Origin of the sequence: Bacillus sp. AK25 (assembly GCF_048270685.1) — a bacterium.
Taxonomy (GTDB): Bacteria; Bacillota; Bacilli; order Bacillales; family Bacillaceae; genus Bacillus; species Bacillus altitudinis.
In genome coordinates, this window is sequence record NZ_JBLUWC010000001.1 from 2148944 (window position 1) to 2163859 (window position 14916).

The following is a 14916-nucleotide window of genomic DNA, read 5'->3' on the forward strand; positions in this document are numbered from 1 at the left end:
CGAGCTATTATTCCGTTCAGCATGTAGACAAACCCTCGCTTTCTTTGTCAGTCCTGCGCTCTGGTGCTCACGAATGACAAATTCGTTCCGCTCCAGTGCTCGTCCTTCCTAGACTGCAAAGGTTTTCTATCACGCTGAAAAGAAGACAAAGGGCTAAAATCAAGTTCATTTTAGCCCTTTGTCAACAATCTAAAAGGAATAATAGCGAGCTATTATTCCTTTTGTTTCAATAATTCATGTGTCAGCCGGCTCAGGACTGTTTTTCTTTTCTTTCAATACGGCATGGGCTTCTTTGACGACTGTTTCAAGTTCAGATACTGGAAGTGCCGTATTCTCTTCTTGATCAGAATGCAGGACCAAGTGGAGGAGAAATTCAATATTTCCATCTCCACCTGTAATGGGTGAAAACGAAACATCCTTTACATCATAGCCTTCTTTTGCAGCAAATTGATTCATTTCTTCTAGCACACTAAGGTGTACAGAAGGTTCTCGCACAATTCCTTTTTTTCCAACAAGCTCTCTGCCCGCTTCAAACTGCGGCTTTACTAGCGCAATACAGTCGCCGCCTGGGATAAGAATATGCTTTAATGCGGGAAGAATGAGTTTGAGCGAGATAAATGATACATCAATAGATGCAACCTCTGGCAATCCTTCGGTGAAATCTGCCGGAACAGAATGGCGGAAGTTGGTGCGTTCCATGACGATCACCCGATCATCCTGTCGTAATTTCCACGCAAGCTGATTGTAGCCAACATCCACAGCATAGGATTTGACTGCCCCATTTTGGAGTGCGCAATCTGTAAATCCCCCTGTTGATGAGCCAATATCAATTAAAAGCTTTCCTTCAACGGTTAAATCAAATTCCTGAAGTGCCTTTTCGAGCTTTAGCCCACCTCGGCTAACATATTTGAGCGGATTCCCCTTCACAGTCAGCGGGGTATCACGAGCGATTTTTTCTCCTGGCTTATCCAAACGGTTTTCATTTGAGTAAACGATCCCTGCCATAATGGCGCGTTTTGCTTTCTCTCTCGTTTCCATTAGTCCTTGTTCGACTAATAAAACGTCAAGTCGTTCTTTCTTTGATGTCATGATCCAATTCCTTTTCTTGGTGCTGCGGGAAGCAGGTCACGTAATGTTTCAGCAACCTGTGTTTTCGTCAGTCCAATTTCCTCAAGTAGTGCATCGACACTTCCATGCTCAATAAATTCATCTGGAATTCCCATACGTTCTACTTTTATATGAGACGCTTTTTTGTCGTGAATATATTCTAATACACTGCTGCCAAATCCACCTTGAAGCACCGCTTCTTCTATTGTTAAAATTGGCAAGCCTTCAGACAGTATCTCATTTAACATGCCTTCATCAAGAGGCTTAATGAAACGTGCATTGACAACACGAATTGATTTTCCTTCTTTTTGCAGTTCTTCTGCTGCCTGCAGCGCCATTTTAATGGTTGTACCGAATGTTAAAATGACAGCATCTTTCCCGGGACGAAGAACTTCCCAAGAACCAATTGGGATGGTTTTCAGCTGTTCATCCATTTTGACGCCTAGTCCATTTCCACGCGGGAAGCGCATGGCGATTGGACCATCATCATATTGAATGGCTGTGTTGACCATATGCTGTCCTTCATTTTCATCCTTTGGCATCATGAGAACCATATTCGGCATATGACGCATGAAAGCAATGTCAAACACACCTTGATGTGTTTCTCCATCTGCACCGACAAGACCTGCACGGTCAATTCCAATGAACACATTGAGATTTTGACGGCAAATATCATGCAGCACTTGATCATAGGCTCTTTGGAGGAATGTTGAATAAATCGCTAAAAATGGCTTCATGTCCTGTGTAGCAAGTCCGGCTGCCATTGTTGCAGCGTGCTGCTCTGCAATTCCAACATCAAACATTCGCTCAGGGAATTCTTTTGCAAATCCTTCAAGCTTTGAGCCAACGGGCATTGCAGGTGTAATTGCGACAATCCGCTCATCTTCCCGTGCCAGCTTTCTGACGGTTTCACTGACGAGACCACTCCATGACGGTGCAGCTGCTGTCGGCTTTACAAAGTCACCTGTGTCAATTTTGTATGGGCCTGTTCCGTGCCATGTGCCGATCTTATCAGATTCGGCCGGCTTATAGCCTTTTCCTTTTTTCGTGATGACATGAAGGAGAACCGGGCCTTTTGTTTTCTTTGCGTACTCAAGATTCTCAAACAAATCTTCATAGGAATGTCCATCTACTGGTCCTAAGTAAGTAAAGCCCATTTCCTCAAAGAACATACCAGAGACAAGCAAATATTTCAGACTGTCCTTGATACGTTCTGCTGTTGCAGCAAGCTTCCCGCCTACTGCTGGGATACGCTTGAATAAGTATTCAAGCTCATCCTTCACCCATTGGTATTTACCAGCTGTACGTAGTCTGCCAAGCATTGTATGGATCGCACCAACGTTTGGCGCAATACTCATTTCATTGTCGTTTAAGATCACAATCATGTCTTTTTTTTCATCCCCGATATGGTTCAGTGCTTCTAACGCCATACCGCCGGTTAGTGCACCATCGCCGATAATCGGGAGAATGTATTCATCTGTTCCTTTAATGTCACGCGCTGACGCCATTCCCATTGCACCAGATAATGAGGTTGAACTGTGTCCAGTCTCCCAAACATCATGTTCACTTTCATTTCGTTTAGGGAACCCGCAGAGCCCTTTATACTGACGAAGTGTATCAAACTCGGCGCCTCTTCCAGTTAACAGCTTGTGAACGTAAGACTGATGTCCAACATCCCAAAGAAATTTGTCTTTCGGGCTGTCAAATACTTTGTGAAGTGCAACAGTAAGTTCAACGACACCAAGGTTTGGACCAATGTGCCCACCAGAGTTCGCTAACGACTCAATTAAAAACGTGCGAATGTCCGCACTCAGCTCCTCTAATTCTGCATTTGACATTCCTTTTAGAAACGTTGGATTTTTTATTGATAAAAGATCCAATCAGGATCAACTCGCTTTCAACAAAATTTCTATCTACATATATAATGCCTTATTCCTATGAAAACCAATTCAGGAATAAGAGTTGTCTCATCATGATAAACTGTTTACAGTTTACCACAATTGCTCGAGGACCCTCAAATCTAGGCTGTTTTTAGTGATCTCGTGAGGCAATCAGATCGCATAAATCATGCAGCAATATTTGCTCCAACTCAAGATTTGAGACAATTTCTTTCGCACGAGTGATATGTTCATCCAGCTTTTCTTTTGCTCCTGAAAGCGTTAATAAAGAAGGATATGTCGACTTTTCATTTGCTGTATCGGAGCCGATCCGCTTTCCTATTTTCTCTTCGCTGCCTTCAAGATCTAAAATATCATCACGGATTTGAAAAGCAATGCCAATATGATAGCTGAATTCTCTCAGCTTTTCGATCTCATCATCAGATGCATCTGCCAGTATCGCACCAGCAACCACACTAAAGGTGAGTAGCTTTCCTGTTTTGCGGGCATGAATCGATTCTAATTCAGAAAGAGGGATTTGTTTCTGTTCTGCTTCCATATCATCAAATTGCCCGCCAACCATTCCGAGTGCACCTGCTGATGTAACAAGTTCATCGATGATTCGAAGCTTTTGATCAGCAGGTACATCGTCAGATAATTGCGATGTAATCAGACGGAAGCTTTCAGTGAGCAGCGCATCACCTGCAAGAACAGCTGTTGCCTCGCCGTATACTTTATGGTTGGTCGGCTTTCCTCGGCGCAGATCATCATCGTCCATACAAGGAAGATCATCATGTATCAAGGAATACGTATGAATCATTTCCACTGCACAACCTACTGGTATACCATCTTCTTCCTTTTTCCCATACGCATTTAAAAGAGCAAGAACAAGCACAGGACGCAGTCTTTTTCCGCCAGCTTTCAGAGAATAAAGCATAGAAGATTTCAGCTCTTCTGGAATAGACAATTCCTGCACATATGTAAATAAATAGTCTTCAATTGCTTGTTTTCGTGTTGTTAAAAATTCGTTTAAGTTACTTGTCACCAGCATCTGCCTCCTTCACAGAAAAAGGAGCCAGTTCACCGTCCTCTTTTAAAATGAAATCCATTTGCTTTTCAACATGCTGTAATTTTTCATGGCAAAGTTTTGAGAGCGTCATACCCTCTTGGAAATAGTGGATAGCTTGTTCTAGCGGTACATCGCCTTCTTCGAGCTTTCCCACAATCTCTTCAAGTCCTTTCATGGCCTCTTCAAATGTCATTTGTTCTTCTTTTTGTTTATTTGATTCTGTCATGATGATTGCCCTCCTTCTCAATAACCTCACAAATCAGACGTCCATCCTTCATTGTAATCGTCAGTTGATCCTTCGTTTCTACTTGATTCACACTTTTAATGAGCTCATCTTCTTTATAGGCTAAACTATAGCCTCTTTCCATGACTTGAAGTGGATTTAATGCATTTAGTTTACCAAGAACCGATTGGAACTGCGAATGAATTGTTTTCATTTGCACATTCATGCTCCGAACGAGCTGTTCTGTTTCATTGGCGTGACGTTTTTTCGCCTGAAGCAGCTGCTCTTTTGGATGAAGCGGCTTCAGTCTATATGTTTGGCGGTCAAGTTGACTGCGTTTTTGTTCCATTTGTCTTGTCAGCTGTTTTTGAAAACGATCAAATACCATATCAAATTGCTGCTCTTTTTGCTCTTGTAATCGCTTTGGAAAACGGAAAGCATAAGAGGATTGAAGTGCCACAAGACGGTCTTTTGCTTGTGACGTTCGATTTTTCACCGCTCTTGTTAACCGAATGTCGATTGATTTGATTCGTTCAATTAAATCAGCGGTGCTTGGAACAGCTAGTTCTGCTGCTCCTGTTGGTGTGGGTGCTCTCATGTCTGCAGTGAAATCACTAATGGTAAAGTCTGTTTCGTGCCCAACTGCAGAAATGATTGGAATGTCTGATGCGAAGATCGCTCTTGCGACTGCTTCTTCATTAAAGGCCCAAAGTTCTTCAATCGATCCTCCGCCTCTCCCGACAATCAAGACATCACAAAGCTGTTTTTCATTGGCTTCTTTAATCCGTTCCACAATCGAACGCGGAGCATTTTCTCCTTGGACTAATGCCGGAAGCACAATGATCTTGGCCTGCTGATAGCGCCGATTGATCGTGGTAATGACATCTCGAACAGCTGCTCCTGTTGGGGATGTAATGACACCAACAACCTCTGGAAATTCAGGAATTGTTTTTTTATAGCGCTCATCAAATAAGCCTTCACTTGCTAGTTTCTTCTTCAGCTCTTCATAGGCAAGATGAAGAGCACCAACACCATCAGGCTGCATTTCTTTTGCATATAATTGATAGCTTCCGCTCGGTTCGTAGACTTGAATTCCGCCACGTACGAACACTTTCATTCCGCTCTTTGGTGAAAAAGGCAGCTTGGACGCGGAGCGCTGGAACATAACAGCTTGCATACGTGCATTTTCGTCCTTTAAGGTGAAATAAACATGACCTCTTGAATGAATCTTCACATTTGATAACTCACCTTTGATCCAAATATCTTCTAAATGAGGGTCAACATCAAATTTTCTTTTTATGTATTTTGTAAGGGCTGTGACCGTCACAAAGGCTTTTTCACTCATGACGTATTCCTCCTCTTCAAAAACGCACATTCATCCACCGGCAGCACGCAGGTGGATGAATGGATCAAGCTTATGATAATGTACGTTTTGCTGATTTAACCGTATTGTGTGCAAGCATCGTAATTGTCATTGGACCCACTCCGCCAGGGACTGGTGTGATGTAAGAAGCTTTTTCTTTTGCTGCTTCAAAGTCAACGTCCCCTACAAGTTTCCCTGTTTCTAGACGATTGACTCCTACATCAATGACAATCGCGCCTTCTTTAATTTGGTCAGCTTTAATAAAGTTTGCTCGACCGACGGCAACAACTAAAATGTCCGCTTTTAACGTATGTTCTGAAATGCTCGCCGTTCTTGAATGACAGTAGGTGACGGTTGCATTTTCGTTTAATAGCAATTGTCCAACTGGTTTGCCGACGATATTGCTTCGTCCTACAACGACCACTTCTTTGCCAGAGAGATCCACACCTGTTTTGTTCAATAATTCAACAATACCTGCTGGTGTGCAAGGAAGGAATGTGTCTTCCCCAAGTAGCATTTTCCCGATATTCAGCGGATGAAAACCATCTACGTCTTTCTCTGGTGAAATTCGTTCAATGACGGCTTTTTCAGAAATATGTTTTGGCAGTGGAAGCTGAACAAGAATTCCGTGGAATTGATCATCTGCATTGTACTGATCAATCATCTTTAGCAATTCCTCTTCTGTTAAAGAAGCATCTAAATGATCAAGCTGGAAATGCATGCCCATGGCTTCGGCTGCTTTTTTCTTCCCGCGTACGTAAGAAAGTGAAGCCGGATCATCACCGATTAGAATAACGGCAAGACCAGGTGTGACTCCTTTTTGTTTTAGCTCTTCTACTTCTTTTGCTAATTGTTCACGCTTTTCTTTTGCTGTTTCTTTCCCATCGATGATTGTTGCTGTCATGTCGAATCCTCCTATTACTGCTTTAGGTCGTTTTTAATGTTTGAAAGTACACCATTTACAAATTTCGGCGCCTTATCGTCACCGAACAATTTAGCCAGTTCAATGGCTTCATTCATTGAAACACTCACCGGGATATCTTCTTGATATACCATTTCGTACACAGACAGCCTTAAAATGGCTCTGTCTACGTTCGCAATACGATCAAGTTTCCAATTCACAAGATGCTGTGAAATCATGTCATCGAGCTTGTCCTTTTGTTCGAGCACACCGAAAACCAGTTCCTCGAAAAAAGGATCTGATTCTTGTTCATCCAGCGCATGTGTAATGGCCTCTTTCGGATCAATATTGCTGACATCAATTTGAAATAATGTTTGTAGCGCCTTTTCTCTTGCAGTTCTTCTTTTCATTATTTACTCCTTTAACCACTTTATCCGCTTGTCGTTAAGCCATACAGAGATCATAACATATTTTGACCGTAGTCGCACCAAGATCCATGCGAGCTTTGACGAAAAACGAATCACTCCATGCGTGACGTAATCATCATGTGGAATTTTCCTAAAAATGGGCTTTAAAAAACCAAAGAGGCAATGCCTCCTTGGTTTCACTTCAACCCTTTTTACATTTCTTGATCAACTTCAGCTTCAGCTGTTTTTGTATCAAATTGAATGCCGACGACATGAATGTTGATTTCATTAATCGTTAAGGCCGTCATGTTTAAAAGGGTTTGACGGATATTTTCTTGAACAGCAGTGGATACCTTTGGAATGGATAGGCCAAATTCAACCACACAATACACATCAATTGTGATGCCTTCATCAGAGACATCTACTTTCACACCTTTACGGTGATTTTTCTTCCCAAAGCGTTCTGCCACATCAGCAGCGAAGTTGCCGCGCATTTCCGCAATTCCTTCGACCTCTGATGCAGCGATCCCAGCAATGACTTCAATCACTTCTGGCGCAATTTGCACTTTTCCCAATTGATCTTCATCAAGGTTCATTTCAAGCAAATTGTTTTCTGACACGATCATTCACCTCCGAAAGCTGTTATTATTTCATAATTTGATACGTTTCTAAAAACTTCGTATTAAAATTACCGCTCACAAATGTTTCGTGCTCTAGTAATCTGAGGTGGAATGGAATCGTTGTGTAGACTCCTTCAATGACGAATTCTTGAAGCGCACGTTTCATTCTTGCTATTGCTTCTTCTCTCGTTTTACCATATGTGATCACTTTCGCAATCATACTATCGTAATATGGCGGAATCACATAACCAGGATAAGCGGCAGAATCAATACGTACTCCTAAACCGCCTGGCGGAAGGTACATTTTAATTTCACCAGCAGAAGGCATGAAGTTTTTCTCAGGGTTCTCTGCATTAATACGACATTCAATCGCCCAGCCTTCGTATACGACATCCTCTTGCGTAAAGGAAAGCTTTTCACCTGAAGCTACTTTGATCTGTTCTTTGATCAAATCAACACCAGTGACCATTTCCGTTACAGGATGCTCTACTTGGATACGTGTATTCATTTCCATGAAGTAAAACTTCTCTTCATTATAATCGTAAATGAATTCAACCGTTCCGGCACCTGTGTATTCAACAGCTTCGGCTGCTTTTACGGCAGCTTCACCCATTTGCTCACGAATATCTGCATTTAGTGCAGGTGATGGCGTTTCTTCCAGAAGCTTTTGCATTCTTCTTTGGATAGAACAATCACGTTCACCTAAGTGAATGGTATTTCCATGCTGATCAGCAAGGACTTGAATTTCAACGTGTCTAAAGTCTTCAATGAATTTCTCCAAATAGACACCTGGGTTCCCGAAGTTTTGTGCTGCTTCCTGCTGCGTAATGGTGACACCGTTAATGAGCTCTTCTTCTGTGCGAGCCACACGGATACCTTTACCACCGCCGCCTGCAGTTGCTTTAATAATGACAGGATACCCAATACCAGCTGCTGTTGAAACAGCATCATCAAGATCTTTTACGATTCCTTGAGAACCAGGGACAATTGGAACACCAGCTTGCTTCATTGTTTCTCTTGCCACATCTTTCGTTCCCATTTTGGAAATTGCTGACGCAGTTGGTCCAACAAAGATGACATTACATTCCTCGCAAAGCTCTGCAAAGTCTGCATTTTCAGCAAGGAAACCATATCCTGGATGGATGGCATCTGTACCTGTTAGCTTTGCCACACTGACAATATTTGTCACATTTAAATAACTATCTTTTGAAGCAGTCGGTCCGATGCAATATGCTTCATCAGCCATTTGAACATGCAGCGCATCACGATCCGCTTCAGAAAATACCGCAACTGTTTCAATTCCAAGCTCTTTACAAGCACGGATGATTCTAACTGCGATTTCTCCTCTGTTTGCAATTAATAGCTTTTTAATCATGATCGTACTCCTTACTCTGCTTTCACTAGAAAGAGGGGTTGTCCGAATTCTACAAGCTGACCGTTTTCAGCTAATACTTCGACGATTTCGCCTTTTACTTCTGCTTCGATTTCATTAAACAGTTTCATCGCTTCAACGATACATACAACTGAGTTTTCCTTCACTTTAGAACCTGTTGTCACATACGGATCTGCTTCTGGTGAAGAAGAAGCGTAAAATGTGCCAACCATTGGGGATGTGATTTTATGCAGGTTTTCAGACGCGGCTTTCTCTTGTGCAGGGGCTTCGGTCTGAGCTGGAGCTTGTGCTTTAGGAGCTTGTTGAGCTGGAGCTGCTTGGACAGGAGCCACTGGTGCTTGTGCCGCAACTTGCTGAACGACTTCTTTATTTTTCTTTAACTTGATTTTTGCACCTTCGTTTTCGTACGTAAATTCATCAATTGTTGATTCGTCAATTAATTTAATTAGTTCATGAATCTCTTCAATTTTTAACATGGATTTGCACCCCTATGTATGGATTTATCTTTTTTTATAGGCTAGTACTAAAAGTACATACTATAACCATCTTACAGGAGGATTTCGTTGAATTCAACTATTAATGTGATGAGACACCTCGCGCAAGCATCTGAAAAAGGGCGTCAACCCGCATGAAAAAACGCCCTTTTCAGAAAAGGGCGCTTGTGCATTTTTTATTGATTCGATGGCTCAAAAGTGACGGCTACGTTATCAAGCCCTCTCATTTCTTTTGTGACCAAATCAATAATATCTGCTGCTTGGGACTTTGATTTTTTATCAGAACGAACCGTGATGTTTACTTTATCTCCTTCTGCACTGACGAGCGCATCTTTATATCCTTTTGTTTTGATTAATGTCTCCAGCTGACGCTCTGTTCCTTCTGCCTCACTAAGCGCTGTCATTTGATCATAAGCTTCACTTTTCTCTTGCGCTGTTGCATCATCGCTAGACACGATTTCGTTATACTCTTCACGCTGCTTGCTGCGCTTATCTTCCAGTTCAAGTCTGTAGGTTGTGAAAAGTTCATCGTCGGTCTGCTCTGAAACAGCCTTTCCTTCTTCTCCACTTGTTTCAACATCTTCTTGTTTCGCATTGGTTTCTTTGTCAGTTGATTTCTCTTCTGCGTTCTTTTCGGTTCCTTTATCAGTCCCTTTTTCTGGCTCAGCCTTTTTCTCTTCCATTCCTTTTGATTTTGTATCTTCTACTGTCACAGCATTCTCACCTTGTGGAGACATGATATAGTACACACTTAATACGACAACTAAACTTAGCATCGTTAATAGCCAAACCGTTTGTTTTTTTAACATCATTCCGAATCCTCCTTGATTTTTTTAGGGGCAACAGCCACTCTATGGCTCGGTACATCAAGCACTCGTGTAACCGCTTCAATGATGGTTTTCTTTATTTGAACGTTGTCTACTCCTTGAGCAACAACGAGGACACCTCGAATGTCTGGCTTTTTCGTTTGGACAACAACAGGTGTTTCTTCATTGCCATTTTTAATAATGACAACCTCTTCTTCTTTTGTTTGATCCGTGACACTTCGCACGCCGCCTTCTTTGTCTGTTTCCTCGGTCGTAGTGCTTTTATTGGATTTGTTTTTTTCAAACACTTTTAAAGAAGTTGCGTCTACATTTACCACGATGGATACATCCTCAACACCAATGATCGTTTCTAAAATCTCTTTTAGCTGATTTTCGTATTCTTGTTCAACATCCTCTATCGAGTTGTTTGACTTACCTGAAGAGGATGGTTTGAACACCGCCTGCTCTTCTGAGGATGTTTTTTTAGACGCAGGAACAGCAGCCTCTTGTTTGCTTGATGGCGGTGACAAAATTTGACTGACTAACATGAATGACACGCCGATGATGAAGACAAGCAGTAAGTAATGGTGCTTCGTTAATTTTGGTTTCCCTTCACCTTTTTCAGGTGCTTGGAACATTGATTTCAGTTTTTGTCTCCAGTCCTTGTTATTCATGATCTGCTGCGTCACCTCCCTCAATGTTGAGCGCAATGTGTTCAGGCCGTGTATTCCAAACATCTGCAAGCGTCTCTTTCACCCTCGCCATCTCTTTTGCTAACGCCCCGGCGCTTTCCTCCTTTTGCCTGGAGAGATCAATGTCGACCTTTGCCACCGTTTCTACAGCATCACCTGTGAGCGGGACAAGGACTGCTTTGATGCGAAATTGATCTGCCTCCATATTCTGATCAAGGTGCTCCTCATCTGCCAACACTTCTACGTGTTTCATTTCATAGCTCTCCTTCTCCAGTGGCTCCTTTGCGCTTTTTTCTAGTTGGACAGCCATTTGCTTTAAAATATATGCACGCTGTGAAGCTTGTATTTCTTTTTTTTCTAAATTCATCTGATTTTTTATTTCTTCTGATTGCGCTTGGTCCTTCCCTTTCATGATTTCTGAGAAAATTTCGTCCGGATCTGCCCGGAATAACGCAAAGATCGGATTAAGCATCACGACAATTAACAATAAGCTGACGACCATTTTTGCATACTTCTGCATGCTTGAATTGGGAAGCAAAAGATCAATCACAATCGCAAATAAAATAAATAGGATAATACTTGTGATCCATTCTGTGAGAAAACTCAAATGGTGTCCCCTCCTTACTTCATCATCATGGTGAGGTTGCCAGCTGTGATGATAACGGTAATGCTTAAAAAGAACATAAGCGATACAACAGCTAATGCAGCAAATATATAAAGAACACTTTTTGAAATGACATCAAGGCAGCTTATAATCGGCCCGCCCCCTAAAGGCTGAAGAATCGCAGCGGCCAGTTTATAAATGAGAGCGAGCGACAGCACTTTAATCGCAGGGAAAGCCGCAATTGAAATCAAAATGGCGACACCTACAAGGCCAACCGTATTTTTCAGCAGCACAGAAGCGCTGATAACGGTATCTGTCGCATCAGTAAACATTCTGCCAAGGACAGGGATGAAATTTCCGGTAATAAACTTGGCTGTGCGAAGAGCGATGCCATCCGTGATAGCAGCAGATGCCCCCTGTACAGAAATGACGCCGAGGAATACAGTTAAAAAAACAGCGAGCCCGCCAATGGCGACATTTCTTAACAGCTGGGCAAGCTGGGTCACTTTGTATTGTTCGGTCAATGTACTGACGATGCTCAAGATCGCTGATAAAAAGATGAGCGGAAGAACGACATATTGAATAAAAACACCGCTCGTGTTCATTAAAAACAAAATCACAGGATGAAAGAATCCGGCTGAGACAAGCCCGCCTGATGAGGCAATAAGTGCTAATAAAAGAGGAATAAGAGCAAGAATAAAACTAGTCATCGTTTGAATGGCTTCTGTTGCATAAGAGATCGCAACATGAAAACTGTTTAATGCAATAATGATAAGCACCATATAAACAAGAGCGTATGCAACTTTACTAACAGTGCTTTGTTCAAACGCATTTTGCAAAAGCTGCAAAAGCGAACAAAAGATGGTGAGTAATATAAGTGTACCTAAGAGCTTTCCATTGGCAATCAGCTCATGAAACAGATAATGAACAAAAGCCTTCAGCCACGTTTGGGGAGACAGCTCTTTATCGCCATCGATCATTTCCTTCACTGTACCTTTTTGGCTTTCAGGCAGAAAGCCGCCATACTCGTCCAATATCGTTTCCCAAAAGTCACTGATAGAATGAAGCTCTAAGGCATCAGCCTGTCCACCCGCAACTTCTTCTGCGACCGGTTCTTCACTTGATAAAGGCACACTTTCTTCTGCACCTGCATACGGAACGATCATCCAAAAGAACATCATAAACCCTAGCACAGCTGTCACCCGTTTCATCATCATCACCTCTTTTCCATCAAGTCAAGGACGGGATCATACCTAGGATCGTCTCAATGATGACCGTTAAAATCGGTACCGCCATGACCAAAATAAGAATTTTGCCGCCAAGCTCTATTTTTGAAGCGATGGCGCCTTGTCCCGCATCCTTTGTGAGCTGGGCACCAAATTCTGCAATATAGGCAATGCCAATGATTTTCAAAATGGTTTCAACGTATTTCATATTGACGCCTGCGCTTGCTGCAATTTTTTCAATCATGGAGATAATGGCATAGATTTGATCGATTAGATAAAGGAAAATGACACACCCAGTAAACACAACAAGCATAAAGGCGAAGGTTGGCTTTTGTTCTTTGACAATTAATGCTAGAAAAGTAGCGATTAAACCAAGTCCAACAATTTGAATAATTTCGATTTGTAAGCCCTCCCCTATCCTTGAAATAGAAATACGGCTTTAATCTTCTTAAACAAATCATCCACAATGGTAGCAACCATAAATAAAATGTAGATAAATCCAAGCAGTGTGACCCACTGTGCGTACTCTTTTTTCCCCATTTGATCTAAAATCGTATGGAGAAAAGCCACGACGATACCCACTCCCGCAATTTGGAAAATGACGTTTACATCAACGCCCATGCTCTCGACTCCCTTCCTCTCACATCAATAACAGAATCAGTAGTAACCCACTTAGAAAACCAAGACTTCTCACCATTTTTTCATTTTTCGCTTGGGCAACTTCAGCTTCTTTTTCCTCTGATTCCAAATGGCCTAAAGCTAGCTTGATATATTTTTGCTGAGCCGTCACATCATGCTGACCAAGGGTTTCTCCAAAGTGCTTCAGCGCCTCATATTCGCCTTTTTTTAATACGGTTTTTTTCCATACATCCTCTAGACTTTCATTCCATGCATGCCTCGCAGAAAAAGTTCCGACGTTGAGTTTTTCTGCAAATTGTTCAAATAGCCGATTCACAGGCGGTCCTACTTGGGACGCAATTTGGTCAGCGGCTCTAGCTAAAGGTGTTTGACCATACATAATTTCAGCTTCAAGAGATTGGAGTGCAAACCGGAGCTGGCGGATTTGCTTTGGCCGATCACTGTACCGCTTCGCAAACTCGAATCCTCCCCATGTCGTAGCCGCAACAATGAAAATAGCACCAATAAGCTTTAACATACGTCCACTCCCCGCCTCCGCTTCAGCTCTTGTCCCTCTTGGTCAAATATCCGTCCGATCGTGCCAGGCCCTTTTTCTCTATTTAATTCCACATATCGATCAAACACACGAAGCTGCCATAACGGTTCAAATGATGGCCGTTTAGATAAGTCTTCAAGAGAATACCCATGAGCTGAGACGATAATGGTGACTCCAGCATGGATTGCTTCTAGCAGTGCCTGTACATCTTCACTTTTTCCGATTTCATCGACAATGATGACTTCTGGGCTCATGGATCTGATCATCATCATTAACCCTTCAGCCTTTGGACACGCATCAAGTACATCAATCCGGTGCCCAAAAGAATGCTGCGGCACTCCTCTTATACAACCTGCGATTTCAGAGCGTTCATCTACAATCCCTGTTTTTCTAGGAGAAATGGCTGTTGTTCCTGTACTGACAAGACGTGCTAGATCACGCAGCAATGTCGTTTTCCCGGTTTGCGGCGGACCTATAATCAGTGTGTTACACCAATGTTTTTCATATAAATAAGGGAGAAACGGCAGAGCAATTCCGATCTTCTCTTTTGCGATGCGAATATTAAATGAAGAAATATCTCTTAAGCCTTTGACGAATCCATTTTCGACGATGACCTTTCCAGCAAGCCCAACCCGATGTCCGCCAGATATGGTGATATAGCCCTGTTTTAACTCTTCCTCAAGTGTGTACATGCTGTAATTACTGAGCCTGCCTAATAGCTGAGCCGCATCTTCACCTGTTGTATGATAGGAAAGAAAGCGGGGTTTTCCTCCTTGCATCAGCTCAATTGGGCGATCGGTGCGAATGCGGATTTCTTCTATTTGCGCCCACTCTGCTTCTTTTAACATGCTGAGTTCTTGTCCAATTGAGTGCGGGAGAATATCCAACAAACTCCGCAACGAATTCCCCTCCTTTTTTTCTTCTCTAAAATGTATGATGCATGCCGTTAATTATGCCAAG

General features: G+C 42.4%; 18 protein-coding genes. All 18 read right to left on the reverse strand.

Features of this window, described 5'->3' with window-relative positions:
* Positions 1–234: 234 nt before the first annotated feature.
* On the reverse strand, positions 235–1089 hold the full coding sequence (locus ACNO7B_RS11100; RefSeq protein WP_417901506.1) for a TlyA family RNA methyltransferase: 855 nt from the start codon (positions 1087–1089) through the stop codon (positions 235–237).
* Positions 1086–2987, reverse strand: a complete 1902-nt coding sequence (gene dxs / locus ACNO7B_RS11105; RefSeq protein WP_417901507.1) for a 1-deoxy-D-xylulose-5-phosphate synthase — start codon at positions 2985–2987, stop codon at positions 1086–1088. Before dxs ends, ACNO7B_RS11100 begins: the two co-directional genes overlap by 4 nt.
* Positions 2988–3138: 151 nt before the next feature.
* Entirely contained in the window at positions 3139–4035 is an 897-nt protein-coding gene (locus tag ACNO7B_RS11110) for a polyprenyl synthetase family protein (protein ID WP_417901508.1), read from the reverse strand.
* The gene (locus ACNO7B_RS11115; RefSeq protein WP_003215880.1) at positions 4019–4279 is read right to left on the reverse strand and encodes an exodeoxyribonuclease VII small subunit; all 261 of its coding nucleotides are present in this window, start codon (positions 4277–4279) and stop codon (positions 4019–4021) included. Before ACNO7B_RS11115 ends, ACNO7B_RS11110 begins: the two co-directional genes overlap by 17 nt.
* Entirely contained in the window at positions 4263–5621 is a 1359-nt protein-coding gene (xseA, locus tag ACNO7B_RS11120; protein ID WP_017357964.1) for an exodeoxyribonuclease VII large subunit, read from the reverse strand. The genes ACNO7B_RS11115 and xseA overlap by 17 nt, the downstream gene beginning before the upstream one ends.
* A gap of 70 nt (positions 5622–5691) precedes the next feature.
* Entirely contained in the window at positions 5692–6543 is an 852-nt protein-coding gene (gene folD / locus ACNO7B_RS11125; protein WP_417901509.1) for a bifunctional methylenetetrahydrofolate dehydrogenase/methenyltetrahydrofolate cyclohydrolase FolD, read from the reverse strand.
* 14 nt (positions 6544–6557) lie between these two features.
* Positions 6558–6950 (reverse strand): transcription antitermination factor NusB, encoded by a 393-nt coding sequence (gene nusB / locus ACNO7B_RS11130; RefSeq protein ID WP_008342218.1) that lies wholly within the window; start codon positions 6948–6950, stop codon positions 6558–6560.
* A 209-nt stretch (positions 6951–7159) separates the two neighbouring features.
* A complete protein-coding gene (locus tag ACNO7B_RS11135) occupies positions 7160–7567 on the reverse strand; it encodes an Asp23/Gls24 family envelope stress response protein (RefSeq protein WP_017357965.1) in 408 nt (135 codons plus the stop codon).
* Between the two features lie 25 nt (positions 7568–7592).
* On the reverse strand, positions 7593–8942 hold the full coding sequence (gene accC, locus ACNO7B_RS11140) for an acetyl-CoA carboxylase biotin carboxylase subunit (RefSeq protein ID WP_417901510.1): 1350 nt from the start codon (positions 8940–8942) through the stop codon (positions 7593–7595).
* 11 nt (positions 8943–8953) lie between these two features.
* Positions 8954–9436, reverse strand: coding sequence for an acetyl-CoA carboxylase biotin carboxyl carrier protein (gene accB, locus ACNO7B_RS11145; RefSeq protein ID WP_008342216.1), 483 nt, complete (start codon positions 9434–9436; stop codon positions 8954–8956).
* A 194-nt stretch (positions 9437–9630) separates the two neighbouring features.
* A complete protein-coding gene (locus tag ACNO7B_RS11150; RefSeq protein ID WP_024718861.1) occupies positions 9631–10263 on the reverse strand; it encodes a SpoIIIAH-like family protein in 633 nt (210 codons plus the stop codon).
* Positions 10263–10898, reverse strand: a complete 636-nt coding sequence (spoIIIAG, locus tag ACNO7B_RS11155; protein WP_370529232.1) for a stage III sporulation protein AG — start codon at positions 10896–10898, stop codon at positions 10263–10265. The genes ACNO7B_RS11150 and spoIIIAG overlap by 1 nt, the downstream gene beginning before the upstream one ends.
* Positions 10899–10926: 28 nt before the next feature.
* Positions 10927–11559: a stage III sporulation protein AF gene (gene spoIIIAF, locus ACNO7B_RS11160; RefSeq protein WP_417901511.1), complete on the reverse strand. Its 633-nt coding sequence runs from the start codon at positions 11557–11559 to the stop codon at positions 10927–10929.
* A 14-nt stretch (positions 11560–11573) separates the two neighbouring features.
* The gene (spoIIIAE, locus tag ACNO7B_RS11165; RefSeq protein ID WP_017357967.1) at positions 11574–12767 is read right to left on the reverse strand and encodes a stage III sporulation protein AE; all 1194 of its coding nucleotides are present in this window, start codon (positions 12765–12767) and stop codon (positions 11574–11576) included.
* Positions 12768–12786: 19 nt separating this feature from the next.
* A complete protein-coding gene (spoIIIAD, locus tag ACNO7B_RS11170) occupies positions 12787–13200 on the reverse strand; it encodes a stage III sporulation protein AD (RefSeq protein ID WP_417901855.1) in 414 nt (137 codons plus the stop codon).
* Entirely contained in the window at positions 13197–13403 is a 207-nt protein-coding gene (spoIIIAC, locus tag ACNO7B_RS11175) for a stage III sporulation protein AC (protein ID WP_003153142.1), read from the reverse strand. Before spoIIIAC ends, spoIIIAD begins: the two co-directional genes overlap by 4 nt.
* 19 nt (positions 13404–13422) lie before the next feature.
* Positions 13423–13938 carry a stage III sporulation protein SpoIIIAB gene (gene spoIIIAB / locus ACNO7B_RS11180; protein WP_007501189.1) on the reverse strand — a complete coding sequence of 172 codons (516 nt, stop codon included), beginning with the start codon at positions 13936–13938 and terminating at the stop codon, positions 13423–13425.
* Entirely contained in the window at positions 13932–14855 is a 924-nt protein-coding gene (gene spoIIIAA / locus ACNO7B_RS11185; protein ID WP_019743012.1) for a stage III sporulation protein AA, read from the reverse strand. The genes spoIIIAB and spoIIIAA overlap by 7 nt, the downstream gene beginning before the upstream one ends.
* Positions 14856–14916: the final 61 nt, after the last annotated feature.

Excerpts from the sequence above, each read along its gene's own strand:
- ACNO7B_RS11100 (WP_417901506.1), bottom strand. The coding sequence starts at position 1,089 with ATGACATCAAAGAAAGAACGACTTGACGTTTTATTAGTCGAACAAGGA.
- ACNO7B_RS11110 (WP_417901508.1), bottom strand. The coding sequence starts at position 4,035 with ATGCTGGTGACAAGTAACTTAAACGAATTTTTAACAACACGAAAACAA.
- ACNO7B_RS11115 (WP_003215880.1), bottom strand. The coding sequence starts at position 4,279 with ATGACAGAATCAAATAAACAAAAAGAAGAACAAATGACATTTGAAGAG.
- xseA (WP_017357964.1), bottom strand. The coding sequence starts at position 5,621 with ATGAGTGAAAAAGCCTTTGTGACGGTCACAGCCCTTACAAAATACATA.
- folD (WP_417901509.1), bottom strand. The coding sequence starts at position 6,543 with ATGACAGCAACAATCATCGATGGGAAAGAAACAGCAAAAGAAAAGCGT.
- nusB (WP_008342218.1), bottom strand. The coding sequence starts at position 6,950 with ATGAAAAGAAGAACTGCAAGAGAAAAGGCGCTACAAACATTATTTCAA.
- accC (WP_417901510.1), bottom strand. The coding sequence starts at position 8,942 with ATGATTAAAAAGCTATTAATTGCAAACAGAGGAGAAATCGCAGTTAGA.
- accB (WP_008342216.1), bottom strand. The coding sequence starts at position 9,436 with ATGTTAAAAATTGAAGAGATTCATGAACTAATTAAATTAATTGACGAA.
- ACNO7B_RS11150 (WP_024718861.1), bottom strand. The coding sequence starts at position 10,263 with ATGTTAAAAAAACAAACGGTTTGGCTATTAACGATGCTAAGTTTAGTT.
- spoIIIAG (WP_370529232.1), bottom strand. The coding sequence starts at position 10,898 with ATGTTCCAAGCACCTGAAAAAGGTGAAGGGAAACCAAAATTAACGAAG.
- spoIIIAE (WP_017357967.1), bottom strand. The coding sequence starts at position 12,767 with ATGAAACGGGTGACAGCTGTGCTAGGGTTTATGATGTTCTTTTGGATG.
- spoIIIAC (WP_003153142.1), bottom strand. The coding sequence starts at position 13,403 with ATGGGCGTTGATGTAAACGTCATTTTCCAAATTGCGGGAGTGGGTATC.
- spoIIIAB (WP_007501189.1), bottom strand. The coding sequence starts at position 13,938 with ATGTTAAAGCTTATTGGTGCTATTTTCATTGTTGCGGCTACGACATGG.